Origin of the sequence: uncultured Polaribacter sp., assembly GCF_947500975.1 — a bacterium.
In the GTDB taxonomy this organism is placed as follows: Bacteria; Bacteroidota; Bacteroidia; order Flavobacteriales; family Flavobacteriaceae; genus Polaribacter.
Genome location: NZ_CANMUE010000004.1, coordinates 217,454 through 236,624 on the forward strand (window position 1 = coordinate 217,454; position 19,171 = coordinate 236,624).

Here is a 19,171-nt window from a genome sequence, read left to right on the forward strand (position 1 = left end):
AGAAGAGCAAAAATACATTTTCTTCTTAAAATAGAAGGTTTCTTCGTATGAAATTTGTTTTTTTTGAAATTTAGTATCTGAGGTTATTTCTTATAATATTTTTTGTGTTTAAACCAAGCTAAAGTTCCTAGAATAACAACAAAACCTACAGAGTAATAAACAGATGTTGGCGTAATCACTCTATCTCCACTTGCGTAAGAGTGTAATCCAGAAAGGTAGAAGTTTACCCCAAAATAGGTCATCATAATAGAAAAATAGGCAATTATTGACCATAAGTTAAAAGTATACCTTCCTCTTAAACCAGGTATTAATCGCATGTGTAAAACAAAAGCATAAATCATAATAGAAATTAACGCCCAAGTTTCTTTTGGATCCCATCCCCAGTAGCGTCCCCAACTTTCATTAGCCCACATTCCACCAAGAAAAGTACCAATTACTAACATTACCAATCCAACAGTAATTGCCATTTCATTTATTATGGTAAGCTCTTTTATATTTAAATCCATCTTCTTTTTATTTTTTTCATTAGTAAAAACCATTAAAAAAAGTGAAAAAATTCCTAAAATTAGACCAATTGCAAAAGGTCCATAACTACCTACAATAATTGATACATGGACTTTTAACCACCAAGAATTTAAAACAGGTTGCAAGTTTGCAATTTCTGGATCTAACCAACTTTGATGTGCAAAAAATAGAATAACTGAAGAAATAAAGGTAACAGCAGAAATTACTAAAGAAGATTTTTTACCCAATAATAAACCAAATCCCATTGCTGCAAAAGCAACAAAAATTAAAGATTCATAAGCATTACTCCATGGTGCGTTACCACTAATATACCATCTCGACGCTAAACCTAAAATATGAAAAATAAATAATCCAATTACAACTCCAATTAACCCTTTTACAACATAATTAATCCATTTTTTAGAATTAAAAATTTGAATAATCACAAAAAAGATTAAAAGTAAACTAGTATAACCATAATATTTAGAAAGCTTCAAAAAAGGTTGAATTTTATTATAAGAAATTTCTAAATTAATTTTACTTTCAGAAGGGTATACAGTTGCACCGTATTTTTTTTGGTATTTTTTAATACCATCTAAAATTTGATTTGCTTTTGAATAATCGTTTGTCTTTTTTGCACTTTGTAATAATTGTACATAAAGAGGTAAAGATTTTTGTACAAAAACAGTGTCAGCAGGTTTAAAGCCTTTGGTGGTAGAGGTTTCTGGTTGAGAAACCCATTTATTGTTTTCGTCATTTGGTATTGGATATATATTAAAAATCCCACCACCAATAGCATTATATAGCAAGCCTAAACGTCTATCAATTTTAATTAAATCTTGCTCAAATTTATTTTGAATTTTTTTCTTTTGTGCTTCAGAAATTTGTTCTTTAATTTTATATTCTCCTCTATTTGTAAAGAAATTTGATAAACGAGCATAAACAGTAGTATCTGAGACGCCTATTTGTTTACGAATCTTTTTATTTCCTTTTTCTAAATAAATTACAGGTACTTCATACCATAATCTAGGGTTCTCTATAATAGAAAGTAAAACTTGACTAGGCTGCATTTCTTTGAAAGCTTCTGTATGAGCAACTTTTCTTACCAGTTCTGAAGCAAAAGTATGAGCAGGTTTCATACGACCACCAGCATCTTGAATGACTAATTTATTAAAACTTTCCGCATGTTCTAAAGATACTAAATTAGTTTTTAAAATGGAGTCAATTTGTTGGTCTGTAACTTTATCAACTTGATGTATGTTTGCATGCTGACTGTAAGTAAAAGGCGATAAAAAAATCGCTAATATTACAGACATTGTAAGTTTCTTTTTTCTGATTTTTTTTAATGATTTCTTTAGATAGTCAAAACGAGTGTTCTTAGCAAATAATATACAAATTAATCCTGTGTATAATAATGAGTATCCTAAATAGGTGACAAAAGTTCCCCAGAAATCATGATTCACAGAAAGGTGAGTTTGTTCTACTTTGCCTGATAAATCATAACTGGATTGGAAGAATTTATATCCTCTATGATCTAAAATATGGTTCATATAAATGCGATAATCAAAACTTTCGTTTTCGTCAATTAGAGTAACTTCACTTGCATATGAGGCTGCACTTTCGGAGCCCGGATATTTTTCTAACTGAAAGTCGTTTAATTTTATACTAAAAGGTGTTTCTAAAGTTTTAGCGCCATACCACATTCTAAAATTTAAATCATTAATAGAGAATTTTTTAAAATTATCATTGTTAAATTTTCCTCCGGTAAGTTCTACTCTTTTAGTTTCATTATCACTTGTAACGTCTAAAACAACAACGTCTAATTTTTTATCATCTTTAGCTCCACTAACAGTTTTCATTGCTCCTTTGATAGGATATTGAGGAACCACAAAAGGCAAACCAGCAATATTATATAATGAACGTAATTTAAAATCTTGAATGCTGTCTTTTTTAAGATTTCCAGTTTGTCTAGTTGCCATTACTTGAAAATTACCTTCGGATTTAGAAACAATTTTTAAAGAATCATTTCTTTTAAAAATATTGATAGTAGCATTTTTATCCTTTGTTTCATAACCAACTAAAATGTTATGAATGTTTTGTACAGTTCCTGCTTTTATATAGTGTTCATGTCTATTCCCGCTAGAAGATTCTACCAAAAATAAATGTTCAACCCCATTTTCATCTTCCACTAGTTTTTTCTCAGCCCAAGGTATATAATCCACTAAGTTTACTTGGTATTCTTTTGCTCTAAAATTATCTGAAAAAGACCAAGAATTTTTACCCCAAGCAGACAGCATAATCGGTTTATGAATCTTTTTTTGCTCTTTACTATTATCAACAATAACATTTACATAAGTGGTTTCTGATAAAAACTGACTAGTAGTTTCACCTTCATTTATCAACATAATACCTTCATAGCCAACATACCTTGTAATTGCTGCACCAATTATGATAAATAAAAATGATAAATGAAACATTAAAACCGCCCATTTTTCTTTTTTGTACAAACGATATCTAAAAATATTACCAAAAAAGTTGATGACAAAAAATACCATAATTGCTTCAAACCACCAAGTATTATAAACTAGTGCTTTTGAGGTTTGCGTGCCAAAATCGTTTTCTATAAAAGTGGCAATTCCCATTGCTGTTGCAAAAAGAAAAAACAAAAGTGCCATTAAACGTGTAGAGTAGAGGAAACTAAAAATATTTTTCATCCTAATTTGTTACTTTTAAAAGTCATGCAAATTTAGGGATAAATCATTAATTAAAAGGTGTCATTTCATTTTAAAAAGAGAATATAATTAATGGGTATTAAGTATTAATTTAAAATCTTATATTTGATTTAATAATAAACAAACTTAAATGAAAAGAATAAAATTAATTAGTCGAGTTTTACTGCTAACCTTTGCAGTATTATTTGTTAGTAACAAAATAGATGCACAGGTTACAAAAACAGCTAGTGTAGAGGGTATAACAGAGTATAAACTTAATAATGGCCTAAAAGTATTACTTTTTCCTGATAACTCTTCCCAAACAATTACAGTTAATATTACTTATAAAGTTGGTTCAAGACATGAAGGTTATGGAGAAAAAGGAATGGCACATTTACTTGAACATTTAGTATTTAAAGGAACTCCAAATCATCCAGATATTCCAAAAGAATTAACAAGTCATGGAGCTAGACCAAATGGAACAACTTGGTATGATCGAACAAACTATTTTGAAACTTTTAATGCTACTGATGAAAACTTAGATTGGGCCTTAGACCTAGAAGCAGATAGAATGGTAAATTCATATATAGCTGAAAAAGATTTAAAATCAGAATTTTCTGTTGTTAGAAATGAATTTGAGTCTGGTGAAAATTCGCCAACAAGTGTGTTGATGAAAACCGTTATTAGTACTGCTTTTGTTTGGCATAATTATGGGCAATCTACTATTGGAAATCGTTCTGATATAGAAAGAGTACCAATTAAAAATTTAAAAGCATTTTATAAAAAATATTACCGTCCAGATAATGCCATTTTAATGGTTACGGGTAAATTTAATATTGATAAAACTTTAGCGTTAATAGAAAAAAAGTTTGCAAATATTAAAAATCCAGCAACTCCTTTAGTTGATGTACCAACTATAGAACCTGCTCAAGATGGAGAAAAAAGAGTTGAGTTAAATAGAGTAGGGGATTTACAAGTTTTATCTACGATGTATCATACTCCTGCAGGGTCACATGAAGATTATGCGGCATTAGCAGTAGCAGAAAATATTTTAACAGACCAACCTTCAGGAAGATTATACAAAGCATTAATTGATGCAAAAAAAGCATCAAGTTTGTGGTCTTTTTCACCATTTACTAAAGAACCTTCATTTATGTATTTTAATGTTGATGTGCCTTCAGATAAACCTTTAAAAGAAGCAGAAGATGTATTGTTAAAAGTTTTAGATGAAGCAGCTACAAAAGCAATTACATCTGAAGAATTAAAAAGAGCCAAAGCAAATATTTTAAAACAGATAGACCAAATAAACAGAAACTCATCTTATTTAGGTACTTATATGAGCGAATTTATTGGGGCTGGAGATTGGAGGCTGTCTTACATTCATAGAGATAGAATAGAAGCAATGACAGTTGATAAAGTGAATGCTGCAATTCAAAAATATTTTATTCCAACAAATAGGACAGTAGGTAATTTTGTACCTACAAAAAAACCAGTAAGAATTGGAATTCCTCATACTGAAGGTGTAGAAGATTTAGTTCAAAATTATAAAGGTAAAAAAGGATTCAGTTCAGGTGAAGCTTTTGATGTTTCTTATGATAATATACAAAACAGATTAGATTCTGGAACGTTAGAAAAAAGTAAAATTGATTATGGGTTTATTAAAAAAGATAATCGTGGTAAAACAGTAATTCTGTCATTTGCTTTTAGAAATGGAACAGTAAATGATTTAATGAATAAAGGTTTAGTAGCCAGGTACACTGCAAGAATGTTAAATAAAGGCACAAAAACTAAAACTAGACAAGATATTGAAGATAAGCTTAGTGCAATTAAATCTACACTAAATTTTAGAGGTGCAAATGGTAGAACTTATGTAAATATTAATACCACTCAAGAAAACTTACAAGAAACACTAGATTTAATGAATGATATTATTAAAAACCCAGTTTTTAATGAATCGGAACTTGAAAAACTAAAAACTGAAGATTTAGCAAATTTAGAGCGAAATAAAACTGAGCCAACATTTTTAGCATCAAGAAAATTAAGACAAGTAAATCAAAAGTATAAAAAAGGCCATCCATTATATAATATGACTCTTGATGAAGAAATTGCAGCTGTAAAAGAAGTTACCGTTGATAAAATTAAATCTTATTATAAAGATTTTTATGGTATTTCTAATAATGCAACATTAGTTTCAATTGGGAATATTGATGAAGAAAAATTGAAAAATTATTTCGACAAAGAATTTGCTAATTTTAAATCAAACTTACCATTTACACCAATAAGTGATAAATATGCAATTAACAAAGATGTAAATCAAAGTATAAATACCCCAGATAAAAAGAATGCATTTACTTTAGGTACCCTAAGTTTTGAATGTAGTCAATATGATGAAGATTATGCTGCATTAATTGTTGCAGGTTCAGTTTTTGGTGGTGGTTTTTTAAATTCTAGAATTGCCAATAGATTACGTCAAAAAGACGGAGTAAGTTATGGTGCAGGTGGTGGTGTAATAGTAGATTCTACAAAAGAAGATAAAAACTCTTTTGCACAAATTTATGCAATTTATGCACCTCAAAATGCTGCTAAAGTACAATTAGGATTTAAAGAAGAAATAGAGCGTTTTATTAAAGATGGTATAACAGAAGAAGAGTTAAAAAACGCAGTAAATGGCTGGATACAAAGTCAAACTGTTTCTAGAGCAAAAGACAATGAAATTTCTAGCTTAATAAATAATAATATATATTATGGAAGAGATATTAGTTTTCAGAAAAATTTAGAGGCAAAAATGAGTAGTTTAACTATTGAGGATGTGAATAAAGCAATATCTAAATATTTTAAAACTTTTAATAATTGGTCAGTTATAAATGCAGGAGATTTTAAAAATACTATCAATGCAAAAAAAGAGAGTATAAAGAATTAAGAGAAAAATATTATATGTAAAAAAGAGCGGATTTTAAACCGCTCTTTTTTTAGTGTTATTTATTTAATGAGTATTTTTTAGGAATTGGAGTTTATCTTTATGCGATAAGTGAATTATAAATTTTTAAGACCTTTACCATCTTTAAATTCTGTTTTTACGTTTACAACCGCATTTGGATTTTTTTTAAGAATCTTATTGTTAAGGTAATTTTTGACTTTCCATTTAATATTAAAAGTACTTTTGTTTGAAAACTAATTAAATTTTTGATGTAATGATAAAATCAATATTTTACAATTCAAAAGTGAATTTATGAGAGTGATAAATACCAGCTTCATTTTTTAATTTTTTAATAGTTGTGTATTTTCTATTAAAAAAATCTTCAATATAATTTAACATTTCATTTTCATCATAACAGGAAGTTTCAAAAGATTCTATTTTACCAATATATTTTGATTTACTTTCTTTTTGATAATTACCAAAGCTTAATATAAATTCATAAGCCCAATCGTTACTTACTTCAATATCAAAACTTAAAGATGTTTGTTTTATGATATCAAAGAGGAATAAATGGTTTTTAGGTCGTGGTTCATTTGGGTAATTGGGATACGTATGTATGGTACCTTGACTCCAATCAATGTTTAAAAAAATGTCAATAAAAGAATCTTTTAAAACAGTTTTTCTTATAATATTTTCAGGTTTATTATATTCGTTAAAAGTGTAAACAGATAAAAAAATATTTCCCATAATTATTTATCATTATTCAGCAACACTATCAATTAAAATTGTAACTAAATCAATAGCTGCTTGAGCAATTTTTGTTCCAGGACCAAAAACACCAACGGCACCAGCATCAAATAAAAATTGGTAATCTTGAGCAGGAATTACACCACCTACAATAACCATAATATCTTCACGTCCGTATTTTTTTAACTCTGCAATAACTTGAGGTACTAACGTTTTATGACCGGCTGCTAAAGAAGAAATTCCTAAAATATGTACATCATTTTCAACAGCCTGTTTGGTTGCTTCTTTTGGAGTTTGAAAAAGTGGGCCAATATCTACATCAAAACCTAAATCGGCATAACCTGTAGCTACAACTTTTGCACCTCTATCATGACCATCTTGCCCTAATTTGGCAATCATAATTCTTGGGCGTCTTCCTTCTAGTTCAGCAAATTTATTTGTTAAATTTGCTGCTTTTTTAAATAACTTATCATCTTTTATTTCTTTGCTATACACACCAGATATGGTTTTTGTAACGGCTTTATGTCTGCCAAAAACAACTTCTAAAGCATCAGATATTTCGCCTAAAGTAGCTCTATTTTTTGCAGCTTTTACTGCTAAATCAAGTAAATTTCCCTCTCCAGATTTTGAAGCCTCAGTCAAAGCTACTAAAGATTTTTTAACTTTTTCAGTATTTCTATTTAATTTTAGTTGATGTAATCTTTCAATCTGCGATTTTCTTACGGCTTCATTATCAACTTCTAATATATGTATTGGGTCTTCTTCTTTTAATTTATATTTATTAACGCCAACAATTACATCTTTTCCAGAATCAATTTTTGCTTGTTTAATGGCAGCAGCTTCTTCAATTCTCATTTTCGGAATTCCTTGCTCAATAGCTTTTGTCATGCCACCTAATTCTTCAACTTCGTTGATTAATTCCCAGGCTTGGTTAGCAATATCTTCAGTCAATTTTTCAAGATGATAACTGCCTGCCCAAGGATCTACTGTTTTGGTAATATTTGTTTCTTGTTGCAGAAATATTTGTGTATTTCTGGCAATTCTAGCAGAAAAATCTGTAGGTAAAGCAATTGCTTCATCCAACGCATTTGTGTGCAAACTTTGTGTACCTCCAAAAGCTGCAGCCAAAGCTTCTATGGTTGTTCTTGCAACATTATTAAAAGGGTCTTGCTCAGTTAAACTCCAGCCACTTGTTTGGCAATGTGTTCTTAAAGCTAAAGATTTTGAATTTTTAGGATTGAACTGTTTTACAATTTTTGCCCACAACATTCTTGCTGCCCTTAACTTTGCAATTTCTGTAAAATGATCCATACCAATTGCCCAAAAGAAAGACAATCTTGGGGCAAAAGAATCGATATCCATTCCAGCTTCAATTCCTTTTCTAATGTATTCTAAACCATCTGCAAGTGTGTACGCTAATTCAATTTCCGCTGTAGCTCCTGCTTCTTGCATGTGATACCCAGAAATAGAAATAGAATTAAATTTAGGCATAAGTTTGCTGGTATATTTAAAAATATCAGCAATAATTTTCATGGATGGAGAAGGTGGGTAGATGTACGTATTTCTAACCATAAACTCCTTTAAAATATCATTTTGAATAGTTCCAGAAAGTTGTTCTGGCAAAACACCTTGCTCTTCTGCCGCTACAATATAAAAAGCTAAAATGGGTAAAACGGCTCCATTCATGGTCATAGAAACAGACATTTTGTCTAAAGGGATTTGATCAAACAAATCCTTCATGTCTTCTACAGAATCTATGGCAACGCCAGCTTTACCAACATCACCCTGCACTCTCTCATGGTCAGAATCATAACCTCTATGTGTTGCTAAATCAAAAGCAACAGATAAACCTTTTTGACCGGCTTCTAGATTTCTTCTGTAAAAAGCATTGCTTTCTTCTGCAGTAGAAAAACCTGCATATTGTCTAATTGTCCAAGGTCTTCTCACATACATAGTTGAATATGGTCCCCTTAAATTTGGAGCAATACCTGCAATAAAATTTTCATGCTTTAGTCTATTTTTAAATGAAGAGTTATTAGCAATGAGCTGCTCATCAGAATTTAGAATTCTAGACTTTGAACTTCTTAAAGTGATATTTGAAACGTCTTTTCTACTCATTTTCTAGTCTCTCTTTTTCAACAGTTTCTGAAAGTCGTTTTCTATTGATAGGTATAATTAATGTTTTTTTATGTCGCTGTTTTAAAAAAGGATACAATTCTAAATCTGACTTCATAGTATCATTTTTATTAGGTTGAAAATTTGTACCTAATAAAATAATTTTTTTATCAATAAAGTTTTGTTCTTCTTTTGACGCGCTTTCTACTATTTTTTTCTGAATAATCCCAGCTTTTAGTTGATGTAAAAAACCGTTAGCTTTTTCTATTTGTTTAAAAATAACTAATGCCTTTTCTGCTAATTGATTTGTAATAGATTCAATATAATAAGTTCCATCAGCAAAATTTTGAGCTTCTTGCAAATAACTTTCTTGCTGTAAAATTAAAAGTTGATTTCTAGCAATTCGCTCTCCAAATTCGTTTGATTTATGATAAATGGCATCATAAGAAATATTAGAAACGGTATTTGCGCCACCTAAAATAGCGCTCATACATTCTGATGTTGTTCTTAACATATTTACATTATAATCGTACAAAGTTTTATTACGTAAACTAGGCTGAACAAAGATTTGAGTATCTATATTTTTAATATTATATTCTTCTAAAAGAGCATCCCATAAAGCTCTAAAAGCTCTTAATTTTGCAATTTCAAAAAAGTAATTACTACCAACAGAAAAAGAAAAATGAACTTTTTTAGCAACATCTTTTCCAAAATGATTTAAATATTCATTAGCATGTGCTAAAGTATAGGCTAACTGTTGAGAAATATTTGCGCCAGCATTTTGGTATAAATCACCAGAAATAGAAATGCAATTTTTTGTTGCTAAAACAATTTTTTCTAATTTTTGATGGTCTTCTCTTAGGTTGGTGAACCAGTTACCATTTTCAGCTAAATTACCAATAATATCTGTTTGAAAAAATACTTTATCAGAGTTGCAGAAGTTAGAAAGTTCTATTTGAAAATTGTCATTCAAAAATGAAAACTGAAAATAAATTATTGATTTATTTACATCAATATTTTTTAAAACTGTTTTAAAATCAAAAGGGTTTGAAGCTTTAAATTGAATTGAGTTTGCACCTCTTTTTAATGCAGATAATGCTAAAGAGTTTGCTATTTTTTCATTACCAATATAAATAGTTTGACAAATGTTAAACCCTTTTTTAGGTAAGTTTATCTGAGAGCTTATGCTGTCTTCTTTGGTGTAAAAAGGTTTTACAATAATACCTTCATCAGTTTGCCAAAGTAAAGATTCATTATAATCTGCACCTTTTAAATCTACTTGAATTTTTTGTTTCCAAGCAGCAGGTGTAATAGGATTAAACTCATCAAACATAAAATTACTCATTATTGTATTGTATCAAATTCGATAATATAAATGTCTTCGTTTTCTTTTTTCATCAAATATTTTTCTCTCGCAAATTTTTCTAATTCTAGAGAGTCTTGCAGTTTTTTTATTGTCTCTTTATCTTTAGCTATATTTTTTTCGTAAAAGGTAATTGTTTTTTCTAAACCTTCAATTTCTTTGTTAAATTTTCTATGTACTAAATAAGAATTTTCATCAAAAAAAAGCATCCAAATTATAAACGGAACTAAAATAATTACAAAAATATTTGTAAGAACTTTAAAGAATGAATTATTTTTTAATCTCTTTAAAAACCCCATTTATAATCGCTCATTTATTACACTTCTTACCACATCAATTGCCACCGTATTATATCTATCATTAGGAATAATAATATCTGCAAAGTTTTTTGTAGGTTCAATAAATTGTTGGTGCATAGGTTTTAATGTTGTTTGATATCTGTTTAAAACTTCATCAATATCTCTTCCTCTTTCTTTAATATCTCTACGAACCCTTCTTATTAAACGTTCATCAGTTTCTGCATGCACAAAGATTTTGATATCAAATAAATCACGTAACTTTTCACTGTTAAAAATTAAAATTCCCTCAACAATAACTACTTTTCTAGGGTGTGTTTTTATAGTATCTTTTGTTCTGTTATGCGTTACAAAAGAATACACAGGCTGTTGTACAATTTTTCCTTTTTTTAAATCTTTTAAGTGTTTTATTAATAGATCGAAATCAATAGCTCTTGGGTGGTCAAAATTAATTTTTGTTCTTTCTTCAAAAGAGAGACTATTAGTTTCTTTGTAATAAGAATCTTGAGAAATTACACAAACTTCATCCGTTGGCAATTCTTTTACAATTTGATTGACAACAGTAGTTTTTCCACTCCCTGTACCACCTGCAATTCCTATAATTAACATAAAATATAATTGATTTTTTTTGTGATTTATTGTACTAAAATAGTAAAGATTTTACAAATTTATAAAATTGTTAATTTTCATTTCCTTTTTAAATTGAATATTAAATTATATAAATCGAAAAAAGTTCTGTTTATATTTCATACACAATGTTAAGATGTCTAATTTAGAAATATTTTTCTTTTTTTGCCTATGAAGAATATATCTAACAAAAATACAAAACGTTTTGTGGTTTAAGAGTAACTAGTAATATAAAACACAAATTTAATTTTTAAAACTGGTATTAAATTTTATGTTTTACAATCATGGATAAATGTAATACGACTATTCTCGAAAAATGAATTAACTCTCGAATTATTGTTCTCATAAATATAATATTACCATAAAAAAAAAGCCTCAAAAAATAAATTTTGAGACTTTTTAAAAGAGCCAATGGAGGGACTCGAACCCACGACCTGCTGATTACAAATCAGCTGCTCTAGCCAGCTGAGCTACATCGGCTTTTTGAATTAAGAGTTGGCAAATTAAATACAAAAATTAAAATTTACCTAAACATTTTTAACTTTTTTTTGAGGTGTATTTCTATTTAAATTAAAAGTCTAAAAGTGCTTTTTTGTAAGTGCTTAAACAGCGCTCTCTTGCAACTTTGTGGTCTACAATTGGAGTAGGGTAGGTAAGTTCTTGAAAATTAGGAACCCATTTTTTTATATATTCTAAATTTTTATCAAATTTTTGAATTTGTGTTGTCGGATTAAAGATTCTAAAATAAGGGGCTGCATCAACTCCACAGCCAGCAACCCATTGCCAATTTCCAATATTACTAGATTGCTCGTAGTCGTGCAGTTTTTTTGCAAAATAAGCTTCACCCCATCTCCAATCTATTAATAAATGTTTACACAAAAAACTCCCAACCAACATTCTAACTCTATTATGCATAAAACCTGTTTGGTTCAGCTGTCTCATTCCTGCATCTACCAATGGGTAACCAGTTTTTCCTCTACACCAAGCATCAAATTCTTGCTCGTTATTTCTCCAAATAATTCTGTCGTATTTAGGTTTAAAACTATCTTTTATTGTGTGTGGAAAATGCCATAATATTTGCATAAAGAACTCTCTCCAAATTAATTCTTTTAAAAAAGTTATATTGTTGCTTTTTGAAGCTTTTTCAACCATTTTACGAATACTAACAGTGCCAAATCGTAAGTGAGTTCCTAGTTTAGAAGTACTATTTTTTGCTGGAAAATTTCTTGTTTCTTCATAAATGTCAATTAATTGAGTATTTACTTTATAAGATTCAATTTGTATAGTTGATTTTTTAAATCCAATATCTTCTAATGATAAAAAAGTGTGTGTATCATTTTTGATGAAATGATTTAGTTTTTCTTCAGAAGGATATAACTGAATGCCTCTATAATGAAATGCTTCTAACCATTTTTTTGAATAAGGAGTGTATACTTTATATGGAGTTCCGTCTTTTTTTACAATTTCATTTCTTTCAAAAATTACCTGGTCTTTATACGTTTTAAAATTAATATTTTTGGATGCTAAAAAATCTTTTATCTCTAAGTCCCTTTTGATTGCAAATGGTTCATAATCATGATTTGTAAAAACAATTTCAATGTTATATTTTTCAGATAATTGATTAAAAATATCTAAAGGTTTTCCTATGAAGACATTAATACTACTATCTATTTTTAAAAGTTGATTTTGGATTTTTTTTAATTCTTGGTGTATAAAAGTTACACGTGCATCATCTTTTGGTAGTCGTTCAAGAATTTCTTCATCAAAAATAAAAATTGGTAATACTTTTTTACTGGAATTTAGCGCATGAAATAACCCACAATTATCATCTAATCGTAAGTCTCTACGAAACCAAAAAACGTTAATTGATTTTTTCATTATTTATAGACTCCAAAAAGTTCGATTAATTTTTTCTGTCTGTAAGCAAAAATTTCTTCTAGTTTAGGTTTTACTATAATAGGATGAGCAAGTTGGCCTAAAAACCCCATTGGAACTTTATAATCTATAATATCTTCCATTTCTACACCACCATCAATTTCTTTGATAAAATGTTTGTGGTGCCATAAAGCATAAGGTCCAAAGCGTTGCTCATCAACAAAATATTCTTTGTCTTTAACATGAGTAATTTCTGTAACCCATTTTGTTTTTATCCCAAGAATTGGAGTAACTATATATTGAATTATTTGACCTGCGAACATTGGTTTTTCTGCTCCAGAAAGAATATCAAAACTCATATAATCTGGAGTTATGGTTTTTAGGTTTTTAGGGCTTGATAAAAATTCCCAGGCTGTATCTAAAGAAATAGGTAAGTTTTGTTTACTCTGCAAAGTATAAATTTTCATTCTAGTTATGTATTAAGATATAGAGGTTTAATGAGGTTGCAATACAAAGCCAAATTATGTATGGTAGCAATAAATACTTGTAATTATCAACCTTATTACTTAGCTTAAAGAAGTAAATAAATAGGAGAGAGGTAAGTAAAATGATTGTTATTAAGCTTGTTAAAATTAATTGTTGATTAAAGAAAATAAAGTTCCAACTTACATTTAAAATAAATTGAATAATAAAAATCAACAGTTTTTTGGTAGTGCAACTTTGTGTAAAAAGTTTTCCTAAATATATAGAAAAACAAATCATAATAAATGTCCAAGCAGCTCCAAAAACCCAACCTGGAGGTGTCCAAGGAGCTTTATTTAAATTGATGTACCAATCGCTCATTGGTCCGTTATTCATTAGCCAACTTCCAATTGCTAATCCTCCAAAATTGATAATTAAAAAGACAAATGTTAGCTTTAATTGTTTCATTTTTTAAGATTTTGTTTGTAGCTTTTCAATTTTCTTTAAAACAATATCAGCATCAAAATACTTTTTGTCACTATCACTTCTGCTAATAGATTGCAGTTTAAAACCTTCTTCCATTAATTTTTTATAAGAATCTTGTAACTTTTCAATTTCAGATTTCTTTTTAAATAAATTAAACATGTTTTATTATTTTAAGTGTTTGGTAATCTTAGAACTTAAAGGTTTTGTAATTGAAAAATAATAATCAATTAAATTCCCTTCTGAATCAACTAAATATTTTTGAAAGTTCCATTTTACAGATGAGCTTTTCTTACCATTCATCTTTTTAGAAGTTAACCAAGTGTATAAAGGATGTTGGTTTGGTCCTTTAACATCTATTTTTTCGGTGATTAAAAAGGAAACTCCGTAGTTTACTTGGCAAAATTCTTCAATTTCATCTGAGTTACCAGGTTCTTGTTTGCCAAATTGGTTACAAGGAACTCCGATAACAACTAATTTGTCTTGGTAGGTTTTGTGGAGTTCTTCTAAATCTTTGTATTGAGGGGTAAAACCGCATTTGGAAGCGACATTTACAAATAATAAATGTTTTCCCTTAAAAAAAGAAAAATCAACGAGTTTACCTTGTAAACTGTTGATTTTTATATTGTAAATTATGTTGTTCATTTTAGTCTTTAAAAATATTAGAAAGACTAAATTTATTCTTAACGCCTTCCTTTTAAACGTTTTTCAATCTTTTGTTTAACAGCAGTTAAACGTTTCATTTGATCCATTATTTCAGGATCTTTTTCTACTTTATATACTTCATTTAACTCTAAGATTAGTGCTTTTACTTCTCTTGAAGCTAGAATTCTATCACTTGTTGTTTTAAAAGAGAATTTTCTGTTCTCAAATTCAATTGCCTTTTCTAATAATTCCATCCGTAAATTTTCTTTTTATTCTAATTTTCGAATATAATTATAAAAGTTAGAAAAGCAAGAGAAAATCTTACTTTTTAAGAGCTAGTTAAAGGTTTTCCTTTTAAACGTCTTTCAATTCTCTGTTTTATAGCAGTTAAGCGTTTCATAATATCCATAATATTATTATCTTTATTTTGTTTATAAACTTCGTTTAAGCTCAAAATTAAATCTTTTGCTTCCCTAGCTGCCATAATACGATCGCTAGTTGTTGGAAATCTCATTTTTCTAGTTTCGAACTCTAAAGCTTTTTCTATTATTTTCATGATTACTTTTTATCCTGTTTTTTTTAATGAATTTATCAAATATATAAAACTGTTTATTGTTAGGTAGATTTTGTTAAACAATAATTTATATAGTGCTATAAATTAACTTGATAGTTTTACTGTTGAAAAATAATTTCTTTTTTTATGAAGTAATTTTTATCGTTCTAACTTTAAAAGAAGAGTAGTTTATTAAAATTTAAGTTTTAACTATTTTTTAGTTTGTTATTTGAAAAAAATGTTTTTTAAAAAATAGTTTAAATAATAAGCCCCTATAAATCTTTTGATTTTCAGGGGTTTATTATACTTTGTAATCACTTTTTGTCGGGGTGGCAGGATTCGAACCTGCGACCTCCTCGTCCCAAACGAGGCGCGATGACCGGGCTACGCTACACCCCGAAAATTATTTCGGATTGCAAATATACAATATTTCTTTAATTATGAGATTTTTTTTGATGAAATACTCTTAGAATATAAGATTACTTTTACCTATCGTTTAATTATCAAAAGATATACACAATAAAGGTTTAAAACTTAAAAAAAATTACATTTGTAATTCTTAAATTTTATACAAAAATGTCAGATACAATAGAAAAAATAAAATGTTTAATTATTGGTTCGGGTCCTGCTGGTTATACAGCTGCTATTTATGCTGCAAGAGCAGATATGAAACCAGTAATGTATACAGGTATGCAAATGGGGGGGCAATTAACAACTACAACAGAGGTTGATAATTTTCCGGGATATCCAAATGGAACTGATGGTACTGCAATGATGGATGACTTAAAAAGTCAAGCAGAACGTTTTGGTACTGAAGTGCGTTTTGGATTGGTTACAAAAGTAGATTTAAGCTCTGAAGTTGGTGGTAAACATAAAGTTATTGTTGATGAATCAAAAGAAATTGAAGCTGAAACAGTTATTATTTCTACTGGAGCAACTGCTAAATATTTAGGTTTAGAAAGTGAACAACGTTTAATTGGTGGTGGAGTTTCTGCATGTGCAACATGTGATGGTTTTTTCTACAAAGGACAAGATGTTGTAGTTGTTGGAGCAGGAGATACTGCTGCTGAAGAGGCAACTTATTTGGCTAATATTTGTAGTAAAGTTACAATATTGGTTCGTAAAGATTATATGAAAGCGTCAAAAGCAATGCAACACAGAGTGAATAAAACTGAAAATATTGAAGTTTTATACAATACTGAAATTGATGAGGTTTTAGGAAGTAATGTTGTAGAAGGTGTTAGGGCAATAAATAATCAAACAAAAGAAACGCATGATATTCCTGTTACTGGAGTATTTATTGCTATTGGTCATACACCAAACTCAGACCTGTTTAAAGGTGTTTTAGACATGGATGAAACAGGTTATTTAATTACTAAAGGAAAAACTACTAAGACAAATTTACCAGGAGTTTTTGCTGCTGGCGATATTCAAGATAAAGATTACAGACAGGCCGTAACTGCTGCGGGAACTGGTTGTATGGCGGCTTTAGACGCAGAGCGTTATTTAGGAGCTTTAGAATAAGTTTTATAAAAAAAATACTTAAATAAAAAAGAGGTTACTTTTACAGTAACCTCTTTTTTATTTGTGTTAATTAAATAGAATTGCAATTAATAATTATGCATTAACAGAAGCTTTCATTGATTTCCTGTAGGTAAAAGAATTAAAAATATTTCTCTTACCAAAGTTATTCATAGATTTTGCGTTTACAAATTTTCCAAAAAGAATTTTACTAACACCAAAATACTCATAAGAATTACCATCAGTAAAAGTAACTTCTAATAACATGCTTTTATGATGCCAATCTGCTACTTTAAATTCTGTTATTGTGGTTTTATAAGCCTCTAAATTTGCTTCTTTTGTTTCAGGAGCAATACTTACCAAAAAGTGATAACCATCAATAATTTCTGTACTTTTTATTTCAGCTTCTGCTTTTTTATCTTCTTCTAAAAATTTATCTGGATGCCATTCTTTAACTAAACTTCTGTAAGTTTTTTTAAGTTCTTTTAAATCGATTGAACCTTCTATGTTAAAAAGTTTTTTGTATTGTTTTATTCGCTTCATTTTGTTGTTTTCAAATTGCGTGCAAAAGTACTGGTATTAAATTAATTATAATACAATTATTAATTATAAGTTAAAATAAAAATTAGATATTTCTATACCAAGTCTATAATTTGTTTTTGCAGTTAACTACTCGAATAATAATAATTTAGCGGTCTATTAAATTTATAATTTACTTTTAGTTTTCTAGCTTTATTCTTAAAAGGTTTAACACTAATCTCTATATCAGCACAAGTATTTATGAGAAACGAAGAAAGAGCTTGTTAAAATGTTCTTTCAACTCTAATATAAAATTCTTTTGTTTAGAATTAGATTTAGAAAATCTTTTTTCTTGTATTTTATCATATTCTTTAACATAATCAGGATTTTCAGTTTTCATTAACCTATCCCAAATTCTAAAATACAAACCGTAATTTCCATTAAATTTTTTATGATGTAAGTTATGATATACAGAGCTATTCATAATTTCAAATAACCAGGTTTTTCTATACCATTTTGGAGCAATCTCATAACCTAAATGTCCATAAACATTTATCATTAAAGCTGCTATTCCAAAAAATATTAATGCGATGGGATGCATTGGAATTAAAAATATTATAATAAGAACTATAAGTCCTTCTAAAAAAGCTTCTATTGCGTGAAAAGAGTAGGAAGCCCAAGGGGTTGGATTGATTGATTTATGATGGATTAAATGTATTTTCTTATACAATTTTGGATGATGTACAATCCTATGCATCCAATAAAAATAAGTGTCATGTATAATTAAAGCAACCAAAACACTTAACGGAATCCACCAAATTGAAAATTCGTTTATAGATGTATACATTTTTGTGTATTCTTTTAAAGGAGAGTTTAATATAATAAGGCTTATAATTGCAAATACGATAGTACTTTGCATTGAATGAGAGATTTCTCTAATAAAATCTTTACTTTTTGCAATTCGTTTTTGAATTTTATTATTACTAAAACTTTTAGGAAATAATAGATAAAAAATGATAAAGGGTAAACCAGAAATTATAAAGTATTTTAAGATGTTTTCTGCAAATGGAAAAATGTATTGGATTATTTCTTTCATAATATATGTTTTTTTATATATCACAAATTTATAACCCTAATTAAGGTTTTGAAGTTAACAAAAGATAATTAATGATGTAATTATTTCTTTTTTGTAACAATTCTTTTTCTAATTCTACTTAGAGATACAGGTGTGATTCCTAGTAAATTGGCAATATACTTATTAGGCACTCTGTTTATAATGTTAGGATTTTCTTTTACAAATTCTAAGTATCTTTCTTCTGGAGTTAATAGAATAAAGCTGTCTAATCTAAATAATGAATCCTTAAGTATATTTTGATAAATTTGTTTTCTACTTTCTTGCAGCTTTATGTTATTAGAAATAATTTGTTCCATCAAAGAAAAATCTATGAAATAGGCTTGTGTATCTTCTAAAGCTTCAAAATTAAATCGAGAAGGTCTATTAAAAAGGATGATATCTTTACTAGCTAATACTTTGTTCTCTTGATAAATTTCTGAAGTAATTTCATCGCCTTTTTCGGTATTAATATATGCTCTTACTAATCCTTTAGTGATAAAATAAATTTCTTTTTTTGTTTCTCCTTCATTTATAAGATTTTCGTTAGTAGAAAAAGATACTTTTTTTGCAGAATTAATTAAAACCTTTAGATCATTAGAATTAAGGTTTTTACCAAATTGGTAAAGAATTTTTATTTTTTCGAAATCAATCATAACTTAACTAAATTACAAAAACCACTTCAATTAAGAAGTGGTTAAACAAACAACTAATTTTTAAGT

General features: G+C 28.4%; 18 protein-coding genes and 2 tRNA genes. 2 read left to right on the forward strand and 18 right to left on the reverse strand.

Annotated features, from left to right (window positions below; translation table 11 throughout):
- Positions 1 to 83: 83 nt before the first annotated feature.
- Positions 84 to 3,218, reverse strand: a complete 3,135-nt coding sequence (gene ccsA, locus Q0733_RS06405; RefSeq protein WP_298780342.1) for a cytochrome c biogenesis protein CcsA — start codon at positions 3,216 to 3,218, stop codon at positions 84 to 86.
- Between the two features lie 148 nt (positions 3,219 to 3,366).
- On the opposite strand from ccsA, the gene Q0733_RS06410 reads away from it, so the two are divergent.
- On the forward strand, positions 3,367 to 6,135 hold the full coding sequence (locus Q0733_RS06410) for a pitrilysin family protein (protein ID WP_298780344.1): 2,769 nt from the start codon (positions 3,367 to 3,369) through the stop codon (positions 6,133 to 6,135).
- A gap of 288 nt (positions 6,136 to 6,423) precedes the next feature.
- Here the strand turns inward: Q0733_RS06410 and Q0733_RS06415 are convergent, their stop codons facing one another.
- From Q0733_RS06415 to Q0733_RS06480, 14 genes are all read right to left on the reverse strand, one after another.
- Positions 6,424 to 6,879 (reverse strand): hypothetical protein, encoded by a 456-nt coding sequence (locus Q0733_RS06415; protein ID WP_298780346.1) that lies wholly within the window; start codon positions 6,877 to 6,879, stop codon positions 6,424 to 6,426.
- Between the two features lie 12 nt (positions 6,880 to 6,891).
- On the reverse strand, positions 6,892 to 8,997 hold the full coding sequence (gene scpA, locus Q0733_RS06420) for a methylmalonyl-CoA mutase (protein WP_298780349.1): 2,106 nt from the start codon (positions 8,995 to 8,997) through the stop codon (positions 6,892 to 6,894).
- Positions 8,990 to 10,339, reverse strand: coding sequence for a methylmalonyl-CoA mutase subunit beta (locus Q0733_RS06425; RefSeq protein ID WP_298780352.1), 1,350 nt, complete (start codon positions 10,337 to 10,339; stop codon positions 8,990 to 8,992). The genes scpA and Q0733_RS06425 overlap by 8 nt, the downstream gene beginning before the upstream one ends.
- The gene (locus tag Q0733_RS06430; protein ID WP_298780355.1) at positions 10,339 to 10,656 is read right to left on the reverse strand and encodes a septum formation initiator family protein; all 318 of its coding nucleotides are present in this window, start codon (positions 10,654 to 10,656) and stop codon (positions 10,339 to 10,341) included. The genes Q0733_RS06425 and Q0733_RS06430 overlap by 1 nt, the downstream gene beginning before the upstream one ends.
- Positions 10,657 to 11,262, reverse strand: coding sequence for a uridine kinase (gene udk, locus Q0733_RS06435; protein ID WP_298780357.1), 606 nt, complete (start codon positions 11,260 to 11,262; stop codon positions 10,657 to 10,659).
- Positions 11,263 to 11,686: 424 nt separating this feature from the next.
- A tRNA-Thr gene (locus Q0733_RS06440) sits at positions 11,687 to 11,760 on the reverse strand.
- Between the two features lie 90 nt (positions 11,761 to 11,850).
- Positions 11,851 to 13,158 carry a deoxyribodipyrimidine photo-lyase gene (locus Q0733_RS06445; RefSeq protein WP_298780359.1) on the reverse strand — a complete coding sequence of 436 codons (1,308 nt, stop codon included), beginning with the start codon at positions 13,156 to 13,158 and terminating at the stop codon, positions 11,851 to 11,853.
- Complete coding sequence (locus tag Q0733_RS06450; protein ID WP_298780361.1) at positions 13,158 to 13,622, reverse strand: SRPBCC family protein; 465 nt, start codon at positions 13,620 to 13,622, stop codon at positions 13,158 to 13,160. Before Q0733_RS06450 ends, Q0733_RS06445 begins: the two co-directional genes overlap by 1 nt.
- Before the next feature lies 1 nt (position 13,623).
- Positions 13,624 to 14,085, reverse strand: a complete 462-nt coding sequence (locus tag Q0733_RS06455) for a TspO/MBR family protein (RefSeq protein ID WP_298780364.1) — start codon at positions 14,083 to 14,085, stop codon at positions 13,624 to 13,626.
- 3 nt (positions 14,086 to 14,088) lie between these two features.
- Entirely contained in the window at positions 14,089 to 14,262 is a 174-nt protein-coding gene (locus Q0733_RS06460) for a Lacal_2735 family protein (protein WP_298780366.1), read from the reverse strand.
- 6 nt (positions 14,263 to 14,268) lie between these two features.
- Positions 14,269 to 14,745, reverse strand: a complete 477-nt coding sequence (locus tag Q0733_RS06465; protein WP_298780368.1) for a glutathione peroxidase — start codon at positions 14,743 to 14,745, stop codon at positions 14,269 to 14,271.
- A gap of 38 nt (positions 14,746 to 14,783) precedes the next feature.
- Positions 14,784 to 14,999 (reverse strand): hypothetical protein, encoded by a 216-nt coding sequence (locus Q0733_RS06470; RefSeq protein ID WP_298780370.1) that lies wholly within the window; start codon positions 14,997 to 14,999, stop codon positions 14,784 to 14,786.
- Positions 15,000 to 15,073: 74 nt separating this feature from the next.
- Positions 15,074 to 15,301 carry a hypothetical protein gene (locus Q0733_RS06475; protein WP_298780372.1) on the reverse strand — a complete coding sequence of 76 codons (228 nt, stop codon included), beginning with the start codon at positions 15,299 to 15,301 and terminating at the stop codon, positions 15,074 to 15,076.
- Between the two features lie 321 nt (positions 15,302 to 15,622).
- Positions 15,623 to 15,697: transfer RNA gene (locus Q0733_RS06480), tRNA-Pro, on the reverse strand.
- A 177-nt stretch (positions 15,698 to 15,874) separates the two neighbouring features.
- Between Q0733_RS06480 and trxB the strand changes: the two genes are divergently transcribed.
- On the forward strand, positions 15,875 to 16,822 hold the full coding sequence (gene trxB / locus Q0733_RS06485; protein ID WP_298780375.1) for a thioredoxin-disulfide reductase: 948 nt from the start codon (positions 15,875 to 15,877) through the stop codon (positions 16,820 to 16,822).
- Positions 16,823 to 16,915: 93 nt separating this feature from the next.
- On the opposite strand, the gene Q0733_RS06490 is transcribed toward trxB, so the two are convergent.
- The 3 genes from Q0733_RS06490 to Q0733_RS06500 form a co-directional block, all read right to left on the reverse strand.
- Positions 16,916 to 17,362: a KTSC domain-containing protein gene (locus Q0733_RS06490; RefSeq protein WP_298780378.1), complete on the reverse strand. Its 447-nt coding sequence runs from the start codon at positions 17,360 to 17,362 to the stop codon at positions 16,916 to 16,918.
- A 235-nt stretch (positions 17,363 to 17,597) separates the two neighbouring features.
- Positions 17,598 to 18,434 (reverse strand): sterol desaturase family protein, encoded by an 837-nt coding sequence (locus Q0733_RS06495; protein ID WP_298780380.1) that lies wholly within the window; start codon positions 18,432 to 18,434, stop codon positions 17,598 to 17,600.
- A gap of 80 nt (positions 18,435 to 18,514) precedes the next feature.
- Positions 18,515 to 19,105, reverse strand: coding sequence for a Crp/Fnr family transcriptional regulator (locus Q0733_RS06500; protein ID WP_298780381.1), 591 nt, complete (start codon positions 19,103 to 19,105; stop codon positions 18,515 to 18,517).
- Positions 19,106 to 19,171: the final 66 nt, after the last annotated feature.

What these genes read in the sequence shown, in the direction of transcription:
- Q0733_RS06500 (WP_298780381.1), bottom strand. Translation starts at nt 19,105, where the DNA reads ATGATTGATTTCGAAAAAATAAAAATTCTTTACCAATTTGGTAAAAAC.
- Q0733_RS06490 (WP_298780378.1), bottom strand. Translation starts at nt 17,362, where the DNA reads ATGAAGCGAATAAAACAATACAAAAAACTTTTTAACATAGAAGGTTCA.
- Q0733_RS06460 (WP_298780366.1), bottom strand. Translation starts at nt 14,262, where the DNA reads ATGTTTAATTTATTTAAAAAGAAATCTGAAATTGAAAAGTTACAAGAT.
- Q0733_RS06465 (WP_298780368.1), bottom strand. Translation starts at nt 14,745, where the DNA reads ATGAACAACATAATTTACAATATAAAAATCAACAGTTTACAAGGTAAA.
- Q0733_RS06475 (WP_298780372.1), bottom strand. Translation starts at nt 15,301, where the DNA reads ATGAAAATAATAGAAAAAGCTTTAGAGTTCGAAACTAGAAAAATGAGA.
- Q0733_RS06410 (WP_298780344.1), top strand. Translation starts at nt 3,367, where the DNA reads ATGAAAAGAATAAAATTAATTAGTCGAGTTTTACTGCTAACCTTTGCA.
- udk (WP_298780357.1), bottom strand. Translation starts at nt 11,262, where the DNA reads ATGTTAATTATAGGAATTGCAGGTGGTACAGGGAGTGGAAAAACTACT.
- scpA (WP_298780349.1), bottom strand. Translation starts at nt 8,997, where the DNA reads ATGAGTAGAAAAGACGTTTCAAATATCACTTTAAGAAGTTCAAAGTCT.
- Q0733_RS06430 (WP_298780355.1), bottom strand. Translation starts at nt 10,656, where the DNA reads ATGGGGTTTTTAAAGAGATTAAAAAATAATTCATTCTTTAAAGTTCTT.
- Q0733_RS06425 (WP_298780352.1), bottom strand. Translation starts at nt 10,339, where the DNA reads ATGAGTAATTTTATGTTTGATGAGTTTAATCCTATTACACCTGCTGCT.
- trxB (WP_298780375.1), top strand. Translation starts at nt 15,875, where the DNA reads ATGTCAGATACAATAGAAAAAATAAAATGTTTAATTATTGGTTCGGGT.
- ccsA (WP_298780342.1), bottom strand. Translation starts at nt 3,218, where the DNA reads ATGAAAAATATTTTTAGTTTCCTCTACTCTACACGTTTAATGGCACTT.
- Q0733_RS06455 (WP_298780364.1), bottom strand. Translation starts at nt 14,085, where the DNA reads ATGAAACAATTAAAGCTAACATTTGTCTTTTTAATTATCAATTTTGGA.
- Q0733_RS06495 (WP_298780380.1), bottom strand. Translation starts at nt 18,434, where the DNA reads ATGAAAGAAATAATCCAATACATTTTTCCATTTGCAGAAAACATCTTA.
- Q0733_RS06450 (WP_298780361.1), bottom strand. Translation starts at nt 13,622, where the DNA reads ATGAAAATTTATACTTTGCAGAGTAAACAAAACTTACCTATTTCTTTA.
- Q0733_RS06415 (WP_298780346.1), bottom strand. Translation starts at nt 6,879, where the DNA reads ATGGGAAATATTTTTTTATCTGTTTACACTTTTAACGAATATAATAAA.
- Q0733_RS06470 (WP_298780370.1), bottom strand. Translation starts at nt 14,999, where the DNA reads ATGGAATTATTAGAAAAGGCAATTGAATTTGAGAACAGAAAATTCTCT.
- Q0733_RS06445 (WP_298780359.1), bottom strand. Translation starts at nt 13,158, where the DNA reads ATGAAAAAATCAATTAACGTTTTTTGGTTTCGTAGAGACTTACGATTA.